The 17519-nt window shown below is 67.3% G+C and carries 12 protein-coding genes; 3 read left to right on the top strand and 9 right to left on the bottom strand.

The features are described from left to right. Positions 1-341 precede the first annotated feature (341 nt). A complete protein-coding gene (glf, locus tag MHZ35_RS05485; RefSeq protein WP_239434704.1) occupies positions 342-2591 on the bottom strand; it encodes a UDP-galactopyranose mutase in 2250 nt (749 codons plus the stop codon). 283 nt (positions 2592-2874) lie between these two features. On the opposite strand from glf, the gene MHZ35_RS05480 reads away from it, so the two are divergent. Continuing rightward, positions 2875-5064: a family 1 glycosylhydrolase gene (locus MHZ35_RS05480; RefSeq protein ID WP_239434703.1), complete on the top strand. Its 2190-nt coding sequence runs from the start codon at positions 2875-2877 to the stop codon at positions 5062-5064. A gap of 51 nt (positions 5065-5115) precedes the next feature. Here MHZ35_RS05480 and MHZ35_RS05475 read toward each other — a convergent pair whose 3' ends face one another. From MHZ35_RS05475 to MHZ35_RS05450, 6 genes are all read right to left on the bottom strand, one after another. Beyond that, a complete protein-coding gene (locus tag MHZ35_RS05475) occupies positions 5116-7092 on the bottom strand; it encodes a glycoside hydrolase family 2 protein (protein WP_239434702.1) in 1977 nt (658 codons plus the stop codon). A gap of 86 nt (positions 7093-7178) precedes the next feature. Then, positions 7179-8627: an efflux transporter outer membrane subunit gene (locus MHZ35_RS05470; protein ID WP_239434701.1), complete on the bottom strand. Its 1449-nt coding sequence runs from the start codon at positions 8625-8627 to the stop codon at positions 7179-7181. Continuing rightward, positions 8624-9559, bottom strand: a complete 936-nt coding sequence (locus tag MHZ35_RS05465; protein WP_239434700.1) for an efflux RND transporter periplasmic adaptor subunit — start codon at positions 9557-9559, stop codon at positions 8624-8626. The genes MHZ35_RS05470 and MHZ35_RS05465 overlap by 4 nt, the downstream gene beginning before the upstream one ends. Before the next feature lie 7 nt (positions 9560-9566). Next, on the bottom strand, positions 9567-9791 hold the full coding sequence (locus MHZ35_RS05460; RefSeq protein WP_125959557.1) for a DUF1656 domain-containing protein: 225 nt from the start codon (positions 9789-9791) through the stop codon (positions 9567-9569). Then, positions 9788-11845: an FUSC family protein gene (locus MHZ35_RS05455; protein ID WP_239434699.1), complete on the bottom strand. Its 2058-nt coding sequence runs from the start codon at positions 11843-11845 to the stop codon at positions 9788-9790. Before MHZ35_RS05455 ends, MHZ35_RS05460 begins: the two co-directional genes overlap by 4 nt. Continuing rightward, entirely contained in the window at positions 11818-12276 is a 459-nt protein-coding gene (locus MHZ35_RS05450; RefSeq protein WP_239434698.1) for a MarR family winged helix-turn-helix transcriptional regulator, read from the bottom strand. The genes MHZ35_RS05455 and MHZ35_RS05450 overlap by 28 nt, the downstream gene beginning before the upstream one ends. 183 nt (positions 12277-12459) lie before the next feature. On the opposite strand from MHZ35_RS05450, the gene MHZ35_RS05445 reads away from it, so the two are divergent. After that, positions 12460-13299 carry an endonuclease/exonuclease/phosphatase family protein gene (locus MHZ35_RS05445; RefSeq protein WP_239434697.1) on the top strand — a complete coding sequence of 280 codons (840 nt, stop codon included), beginning with the start codon at positions 12460-12462 and terminating at the stop codon, positions 13297-13299. 19 nt (positions 13300-13318) lie between these two features. After that, positions 13319-14824 (top strand): ABC1 kinase family protein, encoded by a 1506-nt coding sequence (locus MHZ35_RS05440; protein ID WP_239434696.1) that lies wholly within the window; start codon positions 13319-13321, stop codon positions 14822-14824. Here the strand turns inward: MHZ35_RS05440 and MHZ35_RS05435 are convergent. Both MHZ35_RS05435 and MHZ35_RS05430 read right to left on the bottom strand, forming a co-directional pair. Next, on the bottom strand, positions 14821-16071 hold the full coding sequence (locus MHZ35_RS05435) for a DUF763 domain-containing protein (protein WP_342453501.1): 1251 nt from the start codon (positions 16069-16071) through the stop codon (positions 14821-14823). The genes MHZ35_RS05440 and MHZ35_RS05435 overlap by 4 nt on opposite strands. Positions 16072-16165: 94 nt before the next feature. Further along, the gene (locus tag MHZ35_RS05430) at positions 16166-17515 is read right to left on the bottom strand and encodes an FAD/NAD(P)-binding protein (RefSeq protein WP_239434694.1); all 1350 of its coding nucleotides are present in this window, start codon (positions 17513-17515) and stop codon (positions 16166-16168) included. Positions 17516-17519: the final 4 nt, after the last annotated feature.

Below are 17519 nucleotides of genomic sequence, written 5' to 3'. Positions count from 1 at the left end.
GCGGGTGCGGGATGAGGCTTCATGCGGGTGCCTATCGACGAGGCGAACGCGAAGAACAAGCGACGACGGGCAACTCCGGTGCGCAAGGCGCCCCTTCCCCCGCTGCATTCCCATGGCGCACGGTCCGATCCCTCAGCCGACGTGGCGGGAAGAGAGCAGGATGCACGTCATCCCCCGGAACGCACGATCGCACCTGACCACCCTCGCTCTGTACGCCGTGGGACATGTCGGCCGCCCGTGACATGGGCAGTTCCAGATGAGGACCCGATCATCGGTGACGCACGAGCGCCGGCACACGTCCGAAGGCGAGCACGGTCATCCTGCAACCCGATCGGCCATGTTCAAGCCGCAGTACGTCCCAATGGAGCGACAACCGCATGCTCCGGTGGCTGCTGCACCTTCCGCGCCCCGCTGAGGCGCCGGTAGGTTGCCAGCGCCTGACCGACGACCTGGTCCATGTTGTAGTAGCGGTAGGTTGCCAGCCGCCCGACGAAGCTGACCGAGGGCTCTGCCAGGGCCAGTGCCTCGTACCTTTTGTAGAGCGCCTGGTTCTCCTCGCAGGGGATCGGGTAGTAAGGATCGCCCGTCGCGCTCGGATACTCGAAGGTGACGCTGGTGCGGTCTGCCTCCTGTCCCGTCAGGTGCTTGTATTCGGTCACCCGCGTGTAGGGTGTCGCCTCGTTGGGGTAGTTCACGACGGCAACCGGCTGATGCCAGGGTTTGTCGACCGTCTGGTGCTCGAACTGCAGGGACCGGTATGGAAGCCTGCCGTAGCGATAGCCGAAATACTCGTCGACGGGGCCGGTGAAGACCAGATGGTCGTGCGGATAGGCGTCGCGGACCTCGCGGTAATCGACACCCAGCAGCAGGTCGATGTTGGGATGATCCAGCATCCGCTCGAACATCCGGGTGTAGCCTTCGAGCGGCATCGCCTGGAACTGGTCGGTGAAGTAGCGATCGTCGGTGCCGGTACGGGTGGGCACGCGCGCGGTGACCGACTTGTCGAGCTCGGACGGGTCCCGTCCCCATTGCTTGCGCGTGTAGCCGCGGAAGAAGGTCTCGTAGAGCTCCCGTCCTACTTGCGAGACGACCACGTCCGCGGAAGTCCGGATCGGCACCACCGGCTCCGCACGAGCAGCCAGGAACGCCGCCACCTCCTCGTCGCTTTGCATGTCGAGGCCATAGAGCGCGTTCAGCGTCGTACGGTTGATCGGCATAGGCACCAGTTGCCCGTCGACGGACGCGAGCACCCGATGCTCGTAGGGACGCCACTCCGTGAACCGCGAGAGATAGTCGAAGATCTCCGGCGAGTTGGTGTGGAAGATGTGCGGCCCATATTGGTGGATCAGAATGCCGGCGTCGTCCTTGTGGTCGAAGGCGTTCCCTCCCACGTGTGGCCTGCGGTCCACCACCAGGACCCGCTTGCCGCCATCGGCGGCGAGCCGCTCCGCCATGACGGCTCCCGCGAAGCCGGCACCCACCACCATCACGTCGTAACGATCCTGCGAGGCGGGCCAGACCGTCGGAGACACCACGGGCTCGATCCGCCCCCGCGCCGCGATCTCTGCCGAGATCAACGCTGCCATCTCGAAGGCCGTGCTGTTCCAGGAAGTGCGAGCAAGCACCGCGTCGGCTTCCTCCAGCCACGCCCCGTCTCCCGCGCGCAACTGCATGGCAGCCTCGCACGCGGCGATGAACGCGTCGGGACTGTCGGCAATCTGCACTGCCGAAAGCGAGCCGTAATGGCGCACGACATCCGTGATCGGCGTGGACACCACCGGACAGCCGGCGGCCAGATACTCCGGCGTCTTCGTCGGGCTGATGAACCGCGTTGCCTCGTTGATCGCGAACGGCATCAGGGCCACGTCCCAGCCGGACATATGGTCCGGCAGCGCGGTGTACGGCTGGGAACCCAGGTAGTGGATGTTCGGACGACGCGGCAGCTCGTGCTCGCCGATCTTCACCACGGGGCCGATCACCACCAGAGACCAGTCGGGACGCGCGTCCGCAACGGCCTCCAGAAGCCCCAGATCCATTCGCTCGTCGATCACGCCGCTGAAGCCGAGCCGCGGACCCGCAATTGCCGCCTGCTCCGCCGGGACCGCGCCGCCTTTTCGTGCCCGAGCGAAATGGGGAACGTCGATGCTGGAGGGAAATGCGTGGACGTTCGAGTGCCGGTCGCGCTTGGCCTCATACAGGCTGGTGCCACCGGTAAAGACGAGGTCCGCTGCTTCGAGCAGCAAACGTTCGCGGTCGAGCAACTCAGGCGGAGCCCCCCGGAACGCGGACAGTTCGTCCATGCAGTCGTACACGACGCAGTCGGCCTGCACGTGCTGCGAAAAGGGCAGCATCATGGGCGTGTAGTACCAGCGGATGATGCTGCCGCGGGTACCGATCAGGACAGCGTCCAGCAGCGCCGCCAGCTCGGCGTCTTCGTCCCGGCCGCGCAGCGACTCGTCGAGTTCGGGCGTCAGCACCTCCACGCCGCTGCCCTCGCAGACGCTGCGACGGAGGCGCGCGGTTCCGATGCCGGCCACATACTCCGGCTCCTCCCAGAACAGCACATGATGCGTGGCGGCAAAGCGCGTCATCAAATGCTGTGGACGCTGGAAGACGAACGCCCATCGCAGATGGCTGAAGCAGATCAACGTCGGACGATCACTGGGTCCAGAGGAAAGTCCCGGAAGGTTGGTTTCCGACGGCATCTGCTCGTTCACGCGCGCCCCCTTCAGATGTTCTCTGGGTAACTTTGATGAAACCTGCGCATGCGTAAAATGTTCCGCTAAGTCCTTGCCGACCAACATAGATCAACCTGCTTGTGCGGAACGATGCGGGCCCGCAGCCGTTGCAGGCGCACAGATCGAGAGGTGCCGGATGCCGGACATCGAGCTCTGGGGTGGTGTCGAATGCACGGTAAACCGCACGCGCGACGGGTACCTCGACCAATGCCGCCTGAGCGGCCACCACAATCGACTGTCGGACCTGGACCGCTTCGCGGACCTCGGTCTCAAAGCGATCCGTTACCCCGTGCTTTGGGAGCGGGTGGCACCCAACGGGCTTGCGACGGCCGACTGGAGCTGGCCTGACGAGCGGCTGGAACGGCTTCGAGAACTCGGCATCCGTCCCATTGTCGGACTGGTTCATCACGGCAGCGGCCCCCGCCACACCAACCTACTCGACCCAGCGTTCGCGACAGGCTTGGCCGACTTTGCTGCCCAGGTTGCGCAACGCTATCCCTGGATCGAAGCCTGGACGCCGGTCAACGAGCCGCTGACCACCGCCCGCTTCTCTGCTCTCTACGGCCATTGGTACCCGCACAGCGCGGACGAGGGCTCCTTCTGGCTGGCATTGCTCAACCAGGTGGATGGCGTCCGATTGGCGATGCGGGCCGTGCGTCGGGTGAACCCGGCCGCGCAGCTGATCCAGACGGACGATCTCGGCCGCGCCTATGCAACCACGCGCCTGGCCGAGCAGGCAGCGTTCGACAACCTTCGTCGGTGGGCCGGGTGGGATCTGCTGTTCGGCCGGGTCACGCGGCAGCACCCGCTGTGGGAGCGGATCGCCGCCTTCGGTCTCGGCGATCGGATGCTGGCGATCGCCGACGCCCCCTGCCCACCCGATATCGTGGGCGTAAACCACTATCTCACGAGCGATCGGTTCCTGGACCATCGGCTGCAGCGCTATCCGCCCTCCACGCACGGCGGGAACGGACGGCTCGCCTACGCCGATACCGAAGCCATCCGAGTTCTCGACCCGCCCCCCGGCGGCCTAGGGGGCGTCGTGCGCGAGGCGTGGCAACGCTACCGAACGCCGATCGCGATCACCGAGGTGCACAATGGCTGCACCCGGGAGGAACAGTTGCGCTGGGCAGCCGAGGCCTGGGATACGGCCTGCGCCGCGCAGGCAGCGGGCGTTGACCTGCGCGCGGTCACCGCCTGGTCGCTGCTGGGGAGCCATGGCTGGGACACGCTGCTGACCGGATCCGGAAGCTACGAACCGGGGGTGTTCGACGTATCGAGTGGCACCCCGCGGCCCACCGCGCTGGCAGAGCTCTGGCGCGGACTGCCGAAGCGCGCGGCCCGCCATCCACTCGCGCAGGAACCCGGCTGGTGGCAGCGGCCCGACCGGCTGCTCTATCCCCCCATGCCGCACCCGGGAGCGGCACGGCGACAGGACGCGAGCCCGTCTACGCCCCCGCTGCTGATACTCGGCGCCACGGGTACGCTCGGCCAAGCGATCGCGCGCGCCTGTACGATCCGGCACATCCCCCATGTTCTGTCCGATCGAACGAGGATCGATCTTACCCGGCCGCACGGCTTCGGCCACTCGATCGAGGCCATTGGCCCGTGGGCGGTGGTCAACGCAGCTGGCTGGGCCGACGTCGATGCTGCCGAAGCGGAAGAAGAGACCTGCCGCCGGATCAATGCAGTAGGCGCGGTGGCACTTGCAGAAGCGTGCGCCGAGCGCGGGATCGCATATCTGGGCTTTTCCAGCGACGTGGTCTTCGGCGCGGACGACGACCGGCTTCATGTCGAATCAGACGCCGTGCAGCCCCTCAACGCCTATGGCCGTAGCAAGGCGGAAATGGAGGCGGGCTGCGCTCGTCTGGACAACACCCTAATCGCCCGCACCGGCGCCTTCTTCTCGACGGCCGCCCGCTTCGACTTCGCGCATGCGGTGGTGGACAGCCTGGAAGCAGGTCGCCCGTTCAAGGCCACGTTCGACTATCTCGTCTCCCCCAGTTATGTACCGCAACTCGCGGAAGCCGCACTCGACCTGCTGATCGACGGCGCAACCGGTGTGTGGCACCTCACGAACGGTGAGACCCTGAGTTGGGCTGAGTTCGCGAGGCGGATCGCGCATTGTGCAGGCTTCGATACCGGCCTGATCGAGGAAATTCCGGGGCCCCTCCCCGACTGGCGCGCCCCTCGACCGCGGGGTGCGCGCCTCGCCACGGAACGGGGCGCGCCGCTCGGTGGCCTCGATGCTGCCATCCGCGGTTTCTTGCGCGAAAGGGCAGCAGCGAAAACCACCCAACCGCGAGCACTGCGAGCCGCCACCTGAACCCGTCCGCCCGAGGCGGCGCAACCTTCCGGTCGCGCCGCAGAGTTCCGTTCATCGGCCCTGATAAGGATCCACGCCGGCACCAGTGAGCGGGGCGGCAATGCGGGCGAGGTCCTCGGCGGGAGCCTTTGCTTCAGCCCGGTCGTAGGTGAGGAGGCCGTTGATCTCGTCCTCCACGTCGGTGGTCTGGGTGTAGACGGCCGCGCTCAGTCCCTCCTCGCGTGCCTGGCGGATGATCTCGTCGAACTTGACGCGGTAGCGCTTGAGATAATCCTGGCCGTCGGCGGCCACCTGATATCCCCAGTTGCGCTTGCCGGCTCGCCAGATGTGGCCGCGCACCGGAAGGCCGATGCCGCCATATTCGCCGATGACGATCGCCCGGGTGCTGGAGCGCGGCGGGACGTTCGGCTTGTCCTCATAGGTGTGGATGTCGACCATGTCCGACGCGTCCGGTGCGACGTCGAGCCAGCCGCTGTCGGCGTTGACGACCCGGCTTGGGTCCATCCCCTTCACCAGCTTGGCGAGCGTCGACGAATCATACTGCCCCCAGCCCTCGTTGTTCACGACCCAGGTCACGATCGAGGGAAACGACCGGAGATCCCCGATCATCGCGGCAAGTTCCTGCTGGAACTCCGTCATCGCGGTCGAAGACAGCACCGCCTGGCTTTTGCTCGATCCGGTGACGAACTGGTCCTCGTCGCCGCCGGAGGGCATGTCCTGCCAGATCAGCATCCCGAGCCTATCCGCATCGTAATAGTATCGCGCGGGCTCGACCTTGATGTGCTTGCGCAACATGTTGAACCCGGCGTTCTTCAGGAAGACGATGTCGCTCACCATGGCCTCTTCCGAAGGCGGGGTGAGCAGGCCATCCGGCCACCAGCCCTGGTCCAACGTCCCGTTCTGGAAGAGCGGCTTGTTGTTGAGCAGAATTGCAGGCTGCCCCTCTACCGCACCTGGTCCAATCGAGACCTTGCGCATGGCGAAATATCCTTTCACCCGATCCACGGGCGTGCCGACCACCTGAGCCTGAGCGTAGGTCGCGCGCTCACGTTCCGTGAACCGTGCGTCATAGGCCGTACGGGTCCGCTCCTTCGCTCCTGCATAGGGGTCCTTGATCGTCACCAGCTCGGCGGTGAGATCGTAGAGGAACGGGTCATTCGGTGACCAGAGATGCGCGTTGGGGATCGGCAGGCTCGCGTGCCGGTTGGCGCGCACGATGGTGCTCGCAATGACCTGTCCGTCCTTGCTGGCGGTAAGGCGCACCGCATCGGTATCGTTGGCAGAGCGGTTGAGCGCGACGTCCACTTCCAGCCGACCGCGATCGATGTCCGGCGTGGCGCGCACGTCCGCGATGTGCAGTTCGGAGACCGGCTCCAGCCATACGGTCTGCCAGATGCCGCTCACGGGCGTGTACCAGATGCCCTGCGGCGCCAGCGTCTGCTTGCCGCGCGGCTGCACGCCATCGGAAGTGGGATCGGCGACCTGGACCACCACTTCGTTGTCTCCGCTCCGCAGGTGCGCGGTGATATCGAAGCTGAAGGTGGCGGAACCGCCCTTGTGCGCCCCCACATAGGCGCCGTTCACCCAGACGGCCGCTTCATAGTCGACGGCGCCGAAGTTCAGAAGCACGTGCTGCCCGGCCCAATCGGCCGGCACGGCGAAACTGCGCCGATACCAGATGCGGTCGTCCGGAAGAACGGGACGCTGCACGCCCGAAAGCTTCGATTCCACCGCGAAAGGGACTAGGATCTTGCCCTGCATCTGCGCGGGCCGGGGTGTGCCCGCTTTCGCGATCGCGTAGTCCCATTGGCCGTTGAGGTTGAGCCAACGGTCCCGCACGCGCTGCGGACGCGGATAGCTGCGCCACGCGTTCTCCGGCGTGACCTCCCGGGCCCACTTGGTCGTCAGCGCAGTCTTGTAGACGATCGCGTCCGGCGCGGCGGGAACCGTGCGCTGAGCCAAGGCCGGAACGGCGCCGGCAAAGCTGAGCGTGGTCCCCAGCAACAAGGCCGTGCGGAAAAATGCCATCAGATCCTCCCTTTTTCTTTCCAGCCTAACGGCAAGGAACGAAGGAGGCGACCGTATTATCTTATCTTTTGACCGGCCCTTGCAGCTTAGGCCTCCCCCGCAGCGGAGGTCTGCCATCCGCCTCCCAGTGCCAGGAACAAGCGCACCTGATCTGCGGCGATGCGGCTTTCCTGCGCCGCCAGCGCCTGTTCGGCGGAAATCAGAACCCGATCCGCATCCAGTACCGGCAGGAATCCCTGGCGCCCGGCGCGAAATAGCGTCTGCGCATCCCCTGCCGCTTGTGCAGCATGAGAACGCGCCTCCTCCAGCTCGCGGCGCCGATCGAGATCGCGTGCATAGACCGTGAGCGCCGTCTCCACCTCGCGAAGGGCGGTGAGCACCACCCCGTCGAAACGGGCGTACGCCGCATCCGCCTCGGCCTCGGCCATGCCGATGCGGGCGCGCACGCGCTTGCGGTTCGGGAACTCCCAGCTGATCAGCGGCCCCAGCCCGAACTTAAACGTGTCCGATGCCAGGAAGGACTCCGCGAGCCCCGCTGAGCCGACGGACGCGCCGAGACGGATCTTCGGATACAGGTCCGCCGTTGCGACCCCGATCCGGGCAGTTGCCGCGCGCAAGAGCAGTTCCGCCTGCCGGACGTCCGGTCTGCGCCGCAGCAGTGCGGCCCCGTCACCGATCGGGACGGGCCGATCCAGCTGTGGCTCCCGCCCGCAGCCCGCCACCCGCCGGTCGAACTCGGCAGGCGGCTTGCCGGTAAGGGTCGCAAGACGAAACAGCGCCGTCTGCTTCTGGGCGATCAGGGTCGGCAGATTGGCACGGACCTGTGCCTCCTGCGCGGTGGAGCGGGTCACGTCGAGCGTGCTGCCGCGTCCGCCACGAACCAGCCGCCGTGTCAGCTCGGTGCTGCGTCGCTGCAGATCGAGCGCTTGCTGCACGACGCCGATCTCATGCCCCGCAGCACAGGCCTCGACATAGGCGGCGGTGGTCTGGGCGACGACGGTCACGCGGGTCGCGTCATACGCCGCCTGCGTGGCCGCCACATCGGCATCCGCCGCTTCGATCGCGCGGCGGATCTGACCCGCCAGATCAAGCTGGTAGCTCGCCGATGCCTCCAGCGAATAGACCCAGAAGGATGGGAACGCCTCGCCCGGCATCAACTCTTCCTGTGCCGAGGGCATGGCGCGCGAGATGCTTGCGCCGAGCTCCGTCTGCGGCTCTCGCGCATCCTCGGTGATGGTGCGCTGCGCCTGGGCTCGCGCGATGTTGGCCGCTGCCACGCGCAGGTCGGTATTCGCGGCGATGGCCTCCGCCACGAGGCTGTCGAGCACCGGGTCGCGGTACAAACGCCACCAGTCCTGGGGAACGGCAGTCTCGGCGAAGGCAGGCTCGTTGCCGCTCAAGAACGGCGCCTTGGCAGAAGGGCGCTCGGCGATCGCCGCCTCCGGACGGTGGTAGTCGGGCCCGACCGGCGCGCAAGCGGCTGCCGCCACAGTGGCAAGCAGGGGAACGACTTTCCGCAGCATCGACGGGCTCATGCCGTCTTCTCCAGGGTGGCGCGACGTTCAAGCCCCCCTGCCACCGTACCGGGGCGCGGTGCAGAAGACGGCTCGCGATGGACGACATTGACGGTCGCGGTGCGGCCGACGACGAGAGACAAGCCCGCCGGGACGCAATCCAGCACGATCCGCACCGGGACACGCTGGGCAAGGCGCACCCAGTTGAAGGTCGGGTTGACGTTGGGGAGCATCTTGTCACCCGCGGTGCGATCGCGATCGTCCACGCCGCTGGCGATGCTCTGGACATGGCCCTCGATCACCCGCTGCTCGCCCATCAGATGGACTTGCACCCGGTCCCCCGGCGCGATCCGAGGCAGCTTGGTTTCCTCGAAATAGCCCACCGCATGGATCGACTTGCGATCGATGATCGCGAACTCGGCGCGGCCGGCAGTGGCATAGTCGCCGGGGCGAAGGTCGAAATTGGTGATGGTGCCGTCCACGCCCGACCGCACCTCCGTACGGGCGAGGTTGAGCCGCGCCGTCTCCAGCTGCACCTGCAGGCGGGCCAGTTCGGCCTGAAGCTGCTCGACCTTGGCGTCCCCCTGCTCGCGTTCCTCGGCCGGCACCAAGTCTCCCAGGGTGCGGTTACGCCGCGCCTCGCGCTGGGCCTGCGCGATCAGGACCCGCTGCGCCGCGATCCCCGCCTGCGCCTGCTTGACCGCGAGTTGGTAGCGGGGCCGGTCGATGATGAACAATGGAGTGCCGGCGCGCACCTCCTGATTATCGTGCACCAGCACTTCGGTCACCAAGCCAGACACGTCCGGTGCGACCTGCACCACGTCCGCACTGATGCGACCGTCGCGGGTCCAGGGATCCTCCTCATAATGCCGCCACAGGGCTTCGGCGACGAAATAGCCGGCGAGGACGATGGCGAAGGTGATCAGGACGCGAATGATGATGACGGGTTTCATGACGGTCTCAGAAGGAAAGCGCGAAGGGAGTGCCGGTGGACAGGGCGGCCGCGACCAGCCCCCACAGAACGACGACCAGGGCGAAGTCGAACAAGCCCCGGTGGAAGACGAAGCGGTAGAACCCCACACGGGCGAGTGCCCATTCGATCGGGAGCGACACCGCATAGGCGACGATCGCCGCGATCAGCAGCGGGTGGACATAGATGCCGTTGATGTCGATCTGGCCGTTCATGCGGCAAGGGCCTCCGGTTGCCAGGCGCTGGCGTCGGGAAAGAGATTGCGGCGCAGGCCGACGAGCGCATGCAGCGTCGGCTCACGTCCAGGGAAGTCCGCCAGCGCGTCGAGAGTGAGCCCCAATGCGGCGTCGATCTCGTCGAGCAGCATCAACGGCGCACGTTCGCTCGCTCCGTTGCCCAGTCGCCGGAAATGGCGTCCGAGGGTTGCGACAAGCCGCTCCAGCGCGACCCGTGCGGCACCCGAAGGAGCCGTTCGCGCCGCTTCGCGCAGCTGAAGCACGCCCAGCCCCACGCGAAGATCGCGAAGGGCGTCGGTTCCAGTGAGCCTGAGGTCCGCGGCTGCACGCGGAAGGCGGGGAAGGATAAGCCCCACCCGGTCCAGCATGCGACTGGTCCAGGCCGCCGGACTGCGGATCGAACGCTCCTCGGCAGCCTCGGCGAGATCGCGCCAGCCGGCCCGCAGGACCCGCAGCACCGCAGCCGCGGGGTCCAGCACGCGCACCAGCCGGGTCGCGAAGATCGCGGCGAGGACCCCCGCGCACAACGCGAAATTGCTGTTCACGAAGGTCGCGAAGTCGGACGGACCGTAGTTGTTGTTGAGCGCCAGCCCGCCCGCGATCCCTACCACCAGCGGCATCGTCGCACCGGCGAGCGCCGGGAAGGCTACTGCGACGCCGAGCGGCAGGAAAAGGGGCGCGAGTACCAGCGCCAGCAGCGGAAAGCCGCTGATCATCGGCAGGATGGCGAACAGGTACAGGCCGACGAGCGGAATGCCGGCCGCGGTGCCGTAGAGGAAACCACGCTGGGCGACGGTGGGATCGTCCATCGCCGCGAAGAAGCAGCACATGACCGCGGCGATCATCGTTGCAGTGGCGCCGTCGGGCCAGCCGCTGAAGATCCAGAACGCGGCGCATCCCCCGATCGCCAGCACCGCGGCAAAGGCCGAGCGCAGCGCGAGCCCATAGTCCAGGTGGAACTTGCGCGGGCGCGCCGCCCGGATCGTCTGCCGTAACGCCTGGGGCAGCTTCTCCTCAGGGAAGCGGATCGCGCGTGCGAGCGACCGGATGGTCCCGAGCAAGACAATGAGTTCCGCCAGCCGACCTGCAAGGTTCACCTGGAGAAGCGCATTCCAGTCGTGTCGGCTCGCCGCCTCGCGCGAAAGCGCTTCGGCGCGCTCGTGGAGCATGTCGGGATCCGCCGCAGCGGGATCCTTGGTCCAGCTGCGGACGTCCTCGATCAGCCGATCGAGGTGCTCCGGTAGCGCCCCTGCCGCCCGCAGCGTGACGATGCGATCCTCGATCGCGGAGGCCATTGGCAGCAACAGCACCAATCGGTCCTGAAGCGCGGCCAGCGTCCTGCGCTCCGGCCGAATCCGCGCGGTGTCATAGGGCAGATGGGTGCCGAGCAGATGGAGCTCGGTCGTGTCGTTCGCGAGGCGGCGGCGCTCCATTTCCGTCTCCGGAGAGGAGGCGCCGGACAGGGCGTCCGCGGTCCAGCGCTCGGCATCCGCCAGGATGTCGCGCAGCCGATCGCGCACCGCGTCGCCCACGCTCAGCGGGAAGATGATCGAGTGGAACAGCATCGCGCAGAACACGCCGAGCCCGATTTCCTGGGCGCGGAGCACCGCGGTGCCGAACACCTGCTCCGGGTGACCTGCGGAAGGAAAACCGACGAAGGCGGCCGTATAACCGGCCAGCATGAAGAGGTAGGAGCGCGGGGTACGGTCCATCAGCGAGACGAACAGGCAGCCGCCGACCCACAGGGCCATCACCAGCGTCAGCAACACCGGCGCGTTCACGAATGCCGGCACCATGAGCACTGCGGCGCCCGCGCCGACCACGGTCCCGATGAGGCGGAACACGCCCTTGGAAACCGACGCGCCGGACAGGGGCTGGCTCGCGATATAAACGGTCACCATCGCCCAGAAGGGACGTTCCAAGCCGATCTCGAAGGAGAGGAACAACGCCAGCAAGGCGCCCGCAAAGGCGTTGGCCGAGAACACCAGATGACGCACGCCGATCGTCACGCGGCCGGCGTCCCGTCTGCACATTCCTGGAGGACGACCGCCAGGCGGTCCATCACCCGCAACGCGGCGGCAACATCTTTGTCCGGGATGCCCGCAAAGACGCGCGCGCGCAGCGTCGCCGAACGCTCTTCGACCTCCGCCGCAAGGCTCCGGCCGGCATCGGTGAGGTGGAGGGTCTTGGCGCGGCCGTCCTCGGGATCGGGACGACGATCGAGGAGACCTGCCTGCAGTAGCTGCTGGATCAGCGGGACCAGCGACGCCCCTTCCAATCCCAGCTCTTCTGCAAGCGTCCCCTGGCGAAGCCCATCTCCCATCCGACCGATCAGCATCACGGCCAGCGCCGTGGTGTGGGACAGCTCGAGCGAGGAGAGCCCTTTGTCGATATAGCGTCGATAGGCGCGCGCGAGCGGCATCAGGCGGTGCGTGAACCCGCGTTGCAGCTGTTGATCCGGCATGGCCACGCCAGATAGTTAGGAAGCTAACTAAATGGAACCCCCGCTCAGCAACATTTTGTTGCAAACGGTAGCCACGTCTCCACAGGGGACGCCCTCCGGAGGCGCATCGCGCAGGGTCGTCATGGCATTGACGCGATCCCCGCCCATCGGGAAATGACCAGCAAGAAGAATTGGGGAGAATGAATGATGTCGATCCTGCGCCGGAGCATAGGGCTGTTCCTCGTCGCCACAGTGGCAGCCTGCGCGCCGGCCTCTTCGCTGCGGGTGATGACCTTCAACGTCCGCCTTTCCTATGATGAGGGTCCGACCCGGTGGGACGTGCGCCGCCCCGTGATGGTGGCGACGATCCGCGACACCCAGCCGGATGTGGTCGGCGCGCAGGAACTCCACCAGCGGCAGGGCGACGATCTGGTGCGCGCGCTGCCGCAATATCGCTGGTTCGGCCGCGATCGACGGGGCGGTCACGCGGATGAGCATATGGGCATCCTCTATCGCACCGACCGGCTCCGGCTGGTGACCGAGGGCGACTTCTGGCTGTCCGACACGCCCGAGCAGCCCGGCAGCATGAGCTGGGGTACTGATCTGCCGCGCATGGCGACTTGGGGCGTGTTCGAGACCCTCGGCCGCAACCCGCGCCGCTTCGTCTTCGTCGACACCCACTTGCCGCACCGGGAGCAGGATGCCCAGGCGCGCGAGCGCGGCGGCGCCCTGATCCTGTCGCGCCTGCCGGCGATTGCCGAAGACCTGCCGCTCGTCGTCGCTGGCGACTTCAACGCCGAACCGGACAGCGGAGTCTACGCTGAGTTCTCCAATGCACTCACCGACGCCTGGACGGCCGCCCCGCGCAAGCAGGGTCCGGAGCTCACCTTCCACGATTTCACGGGCGTCGGGAAAAAGCGTATCGATTACCTGTTCGTCCGCGGCTTCCAGATCAAGGACGCGACGGTCGACACGCATCACGAGGGCACGACCTATGCCTCGGATCACTTCCCCGTGATGGCGACGGTCGCCTTCGGGAAATAGGGGTAAGGAAGAGCCCCGCATGATCAAGACCCTGATGGTAGCCGCCCGCGATCGCGGGCGGCTTGCAGATATCCTGCAGATCGCCTCGCGCTTCGGCCTCGGGGTCTTGCTTGCCCGGCTGGGGCTGGAGCGGAACGACGGCGAAATCGACAATCCGCAGACCCTTCCGCGCCGCACGCGACTGGCGCTGGAGGCCTTGGGACCCACGTTCGTGAAGCTGGGCCAGATCCTGGCCACGCGCGGCGACCTGCTGCCCCCGGAATGGATCGCGGAACTGGAGCAACTGCACAGCGGCGCTCCCACCCTGCCCTTCGAAGCCCTTCGTCCCGCGGTGGAAGAAGCGCTCGGCCAATCACCCGAAACCGCGTTCGGGAGCTTCGATCCCGAACCTCTGGCCGCCGCCTCGATGGCACAGGTCCACCGCGCGACCCTGAAAGACGGAACGCCCGTCGTTCTCAAGATCCGGCGACCAGACATCCGGCCGCGCATGGAAGCCGACCTGCGGCTGATCGCCCAACTGGCCTCGGTGGCGGAAGCCGCGAGCGCCGAGGCTAGGCGCTTCGCGCCCGCCGCGATGACGCGCCAGCTCGCCGAAGCCGTGCTGGAGGAACTCGACTTCACCGGGGAAGGTCGCAACGCCGACCGGCTTCGCGCCGACTTCGCACGCGATCCGCGCGTGGTGGTGCCGGAGATCCACTGGGCCTGGACCTCCGAAGCGCTGCTGGTGATGGACTACATCGCGGGGACCCCGCCCCGAGATGGCGATCGTCTCCGTGCGGCGGGTATCGATCCGGCGGAAATCGCGACGCTTGGCGCCGACATCGTGCTTGACATGGTGTTGGTGAACGGGCGCTTCCATGCGGATCCGCACCCGGGCAACCTGCTATGCCTGCCGGGCAACCGTATCGCGTTGCTCGACCTCGGCATGATCGGTCATGTCTCTCCGCGACGCCGCGAGGAGTTCATCGCCTTCACCCAGTCGCTGAACGCCGGTGATCTGGCCGCTCTGGCCGATGTCCTCGCGACCTGGTCCGCCGGAAGTGCCGTGCCGCGTGACCGCGTCCAGGCGGCAGCCGAGCGGTTGATCGTGCGCCATGGTGGCGGCCGTGTCGTCCTGAGCGCGATGGTTGCGGACTTCCTGCCATTGATGCGCGACGAGGGCATGACGATGCCCCCGGACCTGCTGTTGATCTTCAAGGCGCTGGCGACAATCGACGGGGTGCTCACGGCGATTCAGCCCGACTTCGACCTGTCTTCGGCGATGCAGCGTTCATCGCTGCGGATCGCACAGGCCCGGCTCTCGCCCGACCATTGGCTGCCGACGCTTCAGGCGCTCGCGTGGGAACTCAGCAAGATCGGGAGCGACGCGCCGCGGCTGCTCCGCGCCGCAATCCGGCGTCTCGAAAGCGAACCCGCCCAGCCACCACAGAATGTCGGAGCAGCGATCATCACGGGATCGCGCTGGATCGGCGGTGCGATCGTCGCGGGCGCGATGCTGATCGGTGGCGCGATCCTGCTAGCCTAGCCGGCGATCTTCTCACTCGCCGGGGGCGGTTCGAACCCGAAGACGCTGCGCCCGCCATATTCGTGGCTTGAACGGCGTTCCTGCGCGATCAGTGCTTCCACCGACGGACCGGTGGCATCCCGCTCCAGCCGCCTCGCCTGCGCGTCCAGGCGGCGGATCGCCGCAAGTTCCTCGGTCTCTCCTAGTTTCGCCTTCATCACTGCCCGCTTCATGATGGCGATGCTCTGGTCGTAGACGCGGGTGGGCACTGGAAAGGGGTGGCGGTCCTTGCCGCCATGCGCGAGCGAGAAGCGCGCGGGATCGGTGAACCGGCAAGGGGTGCCGTGCACCACCTCCGCCACCATCGCGAGCGCCTGCACCGTCCGTGCGCCGACGCGCGGGGACAGCAGGAGGTCGGCGAAATCGACCGGCGCGCGATCAGCCGCGGCGGCGAGGTTGCCGTGCAGGCGCCTCGCTACGATGTTCTCTGGCCGCACTTCGTGATGCTCCGGCATCACCAGGTGCGGCAGCAGGCCCTGTGCCGATGCAGCTGGCTCAACGGGCTGCATTCGAGCAAACTCCCGCACGATTCCGTCCGGGCCGAGTGTCGCCAGCACCTCCAGTTGACGCTCCCGGGAGGGCGCCGCGCGGCGATCGGCCAGATTGACGATCATCCCCTGCTCGCGGCCCTCGATGGCGGCGTGGGGAGCATCGACGAAGCTGGTGATCCCCTCCGACAGCCAATGATAACGGCGGGCCTGCCTGCGATCCCCGTTCATCCCCTGCTGCACGACCACCCAGCGCCCGTCATCCGTGACGATGAAGCCGTGGAGATAGAGGTCGAACCCGTCCTGCACCGCGGCACTGTCGACCTTCGCGACGAGCCGGCTGGCCTTGCCAAGCGCCGCGCCATCCAAGCCCACCCGGTCACCCACTGCCGCGAGTTCCGACGGCGTCGCCCGCGAATGACGCCCCCGGCCGCCGCAGACGTGGATACCGAGTTCGCCGGAAAGCGGTGCCAGTCCCCGCTTGAGCGCTCCGAGGACACTCGTGGTGATGCCGGAGGAATGCCAGTCCATCCCCATCACCGCACCGAAGGACTGGAACCAGAACGGGTGCGCCAGCCGCCGGAGCAACTCGTCGCGGCCATATTCGTGGACGATCGCCTCGACGATGACCGCACCAAGCTTCGTCATCCGCTGGCCGAGCCAAGCCGGCACCCTGCCGCCGTGCAGCGGCAGATCAGCGCTTCCGGCACGGCGCGTCACCGGCAGGGGCTCGTAAGGGGTGAGACGTGAGCGAGCATGACATCACCGTAGCACACCGAGAACGAACGCGGAACAGCCTCGCCTCCCGCGAGTGCTACAGGCCCTCCCCGCCGACCCAATGCGCGTTCGACAGCCGCCGCGCTACGTCCCAGGTCTGGCGGCGGATATCCGGCACCGCGACGATCTCCCAGAAAGCGCCGCGTGTCATGGGGCCGAGTGCGAACAGCCGTTCGCTTGCCGAGCCGTCCGCCCGCACCACCTGGCCGCTGACCGTGACGTCGAGACCCAGATGCTCCGGGTCGGGACGCACTGCGCCGCGATCGACCAGCCTGCGCAGCAGCGGCTCACTGGTGCGAAGCAGGTCACCTTGCGGTCCGGTGCAGTTGATGATCCAATTGACATGCAGCCGCTGCTCCGCCTCGGCGCCGCGCGGCCGGTAGCGGACGGTAACGCCGTCGCCGACCTCCTCGAACCCGAGCGTCTTCCCAGCGACGACGTTCAACCGCCCGCTCGCCTGCAGATCGGCAAGCCGGTCGGCGACCGCTGGAGCAAGCCGGTGGCGATGCACGTCCCACCACGGACGCAGGTGCCGCAGGAACCGGGTGCGGTCCGCCTCCGTCGCCTGTGCCCACAGCGCCTGCGTGTAGGGGCGTAGCTCATCGACGGCGTTCCGCCAGCCGATCTCCTGGGCACGCGCGCGTACGCGGTGCACCAGCCTCGCCCCGGGCTCCGAGGGCTTCTCCACGATCTTGTCCCACGCGGCGGGAGCTTCGTGCCGCCGCGGCAGCAGCCCTCGCCGGGACAGTGCAACGATGCGGCCCCTGAAACCGCGCGCCTCGAGCATCAGCACGACGTCGACCATGGTCAGGCCGGTACCGATGACCAGGACGGTATCCTCGCCGGAAAGCCCCTCCCCGACCCCAGGCTCCCAGGGATCGCCCTTGTAGCGCTCCGCTGAGATCGCAGCCGGATCGAGGCCGGGCGGCGAATGGGGCGGCAGATTGCCCACCGCAAGCACCGCTGCATCGGCAACGATCTCGGGACCATCCGCCAGCTGCACGCGAACGTCTCCGTTCTCGACGACGTCGAGCGCGTCGCCCTGAACGATGCGCAGCCGGTCGCCGGCGCGTGCCTGCGCCTCGTCGAGCAGCTCGCGCAGATAGGTGCCATAGGTCAGCCGCGGCACGAATGCAGCGGGTGCATCCGGTACCCCGCGCTTCTCCAGCCAGCGCACGAAATGGTCCGGCTCGTCCGGAAAAGCGCTCATGTTCGAAGCGCGAACGTTGAGGACATGGCTCGGATGCGCAGCACCATAGGCCAGTCCGAGGCCGGGACGCGGCGCACGCTCGATCAGGGTCGCGCGGGGCCCCCCGTGGCGCAGCAGGTTGATCGCCTGCAGCGTGCCCGAAAAACCCGCGCCGACGATCGCGACATGACGGATCACGCGC

Origin of the sequence: Sphingomonas sp. ACRSK (assembly GCF_022346685.1) — a bacterium.
GTDB classification, from domain to species: domain Bacteria; phylum Pseudomonadota; class Alphaproteobacteria; order Sphingomonadales; family Sphingomonadaceae; genus Sphingomonas; species Sphingomonas molluscorum.
The sequence above is the reverse complement of the archived record's forward strand: the minus strand, read 5'-3'. Positions and strand labels throughout refer to the sequence as shown.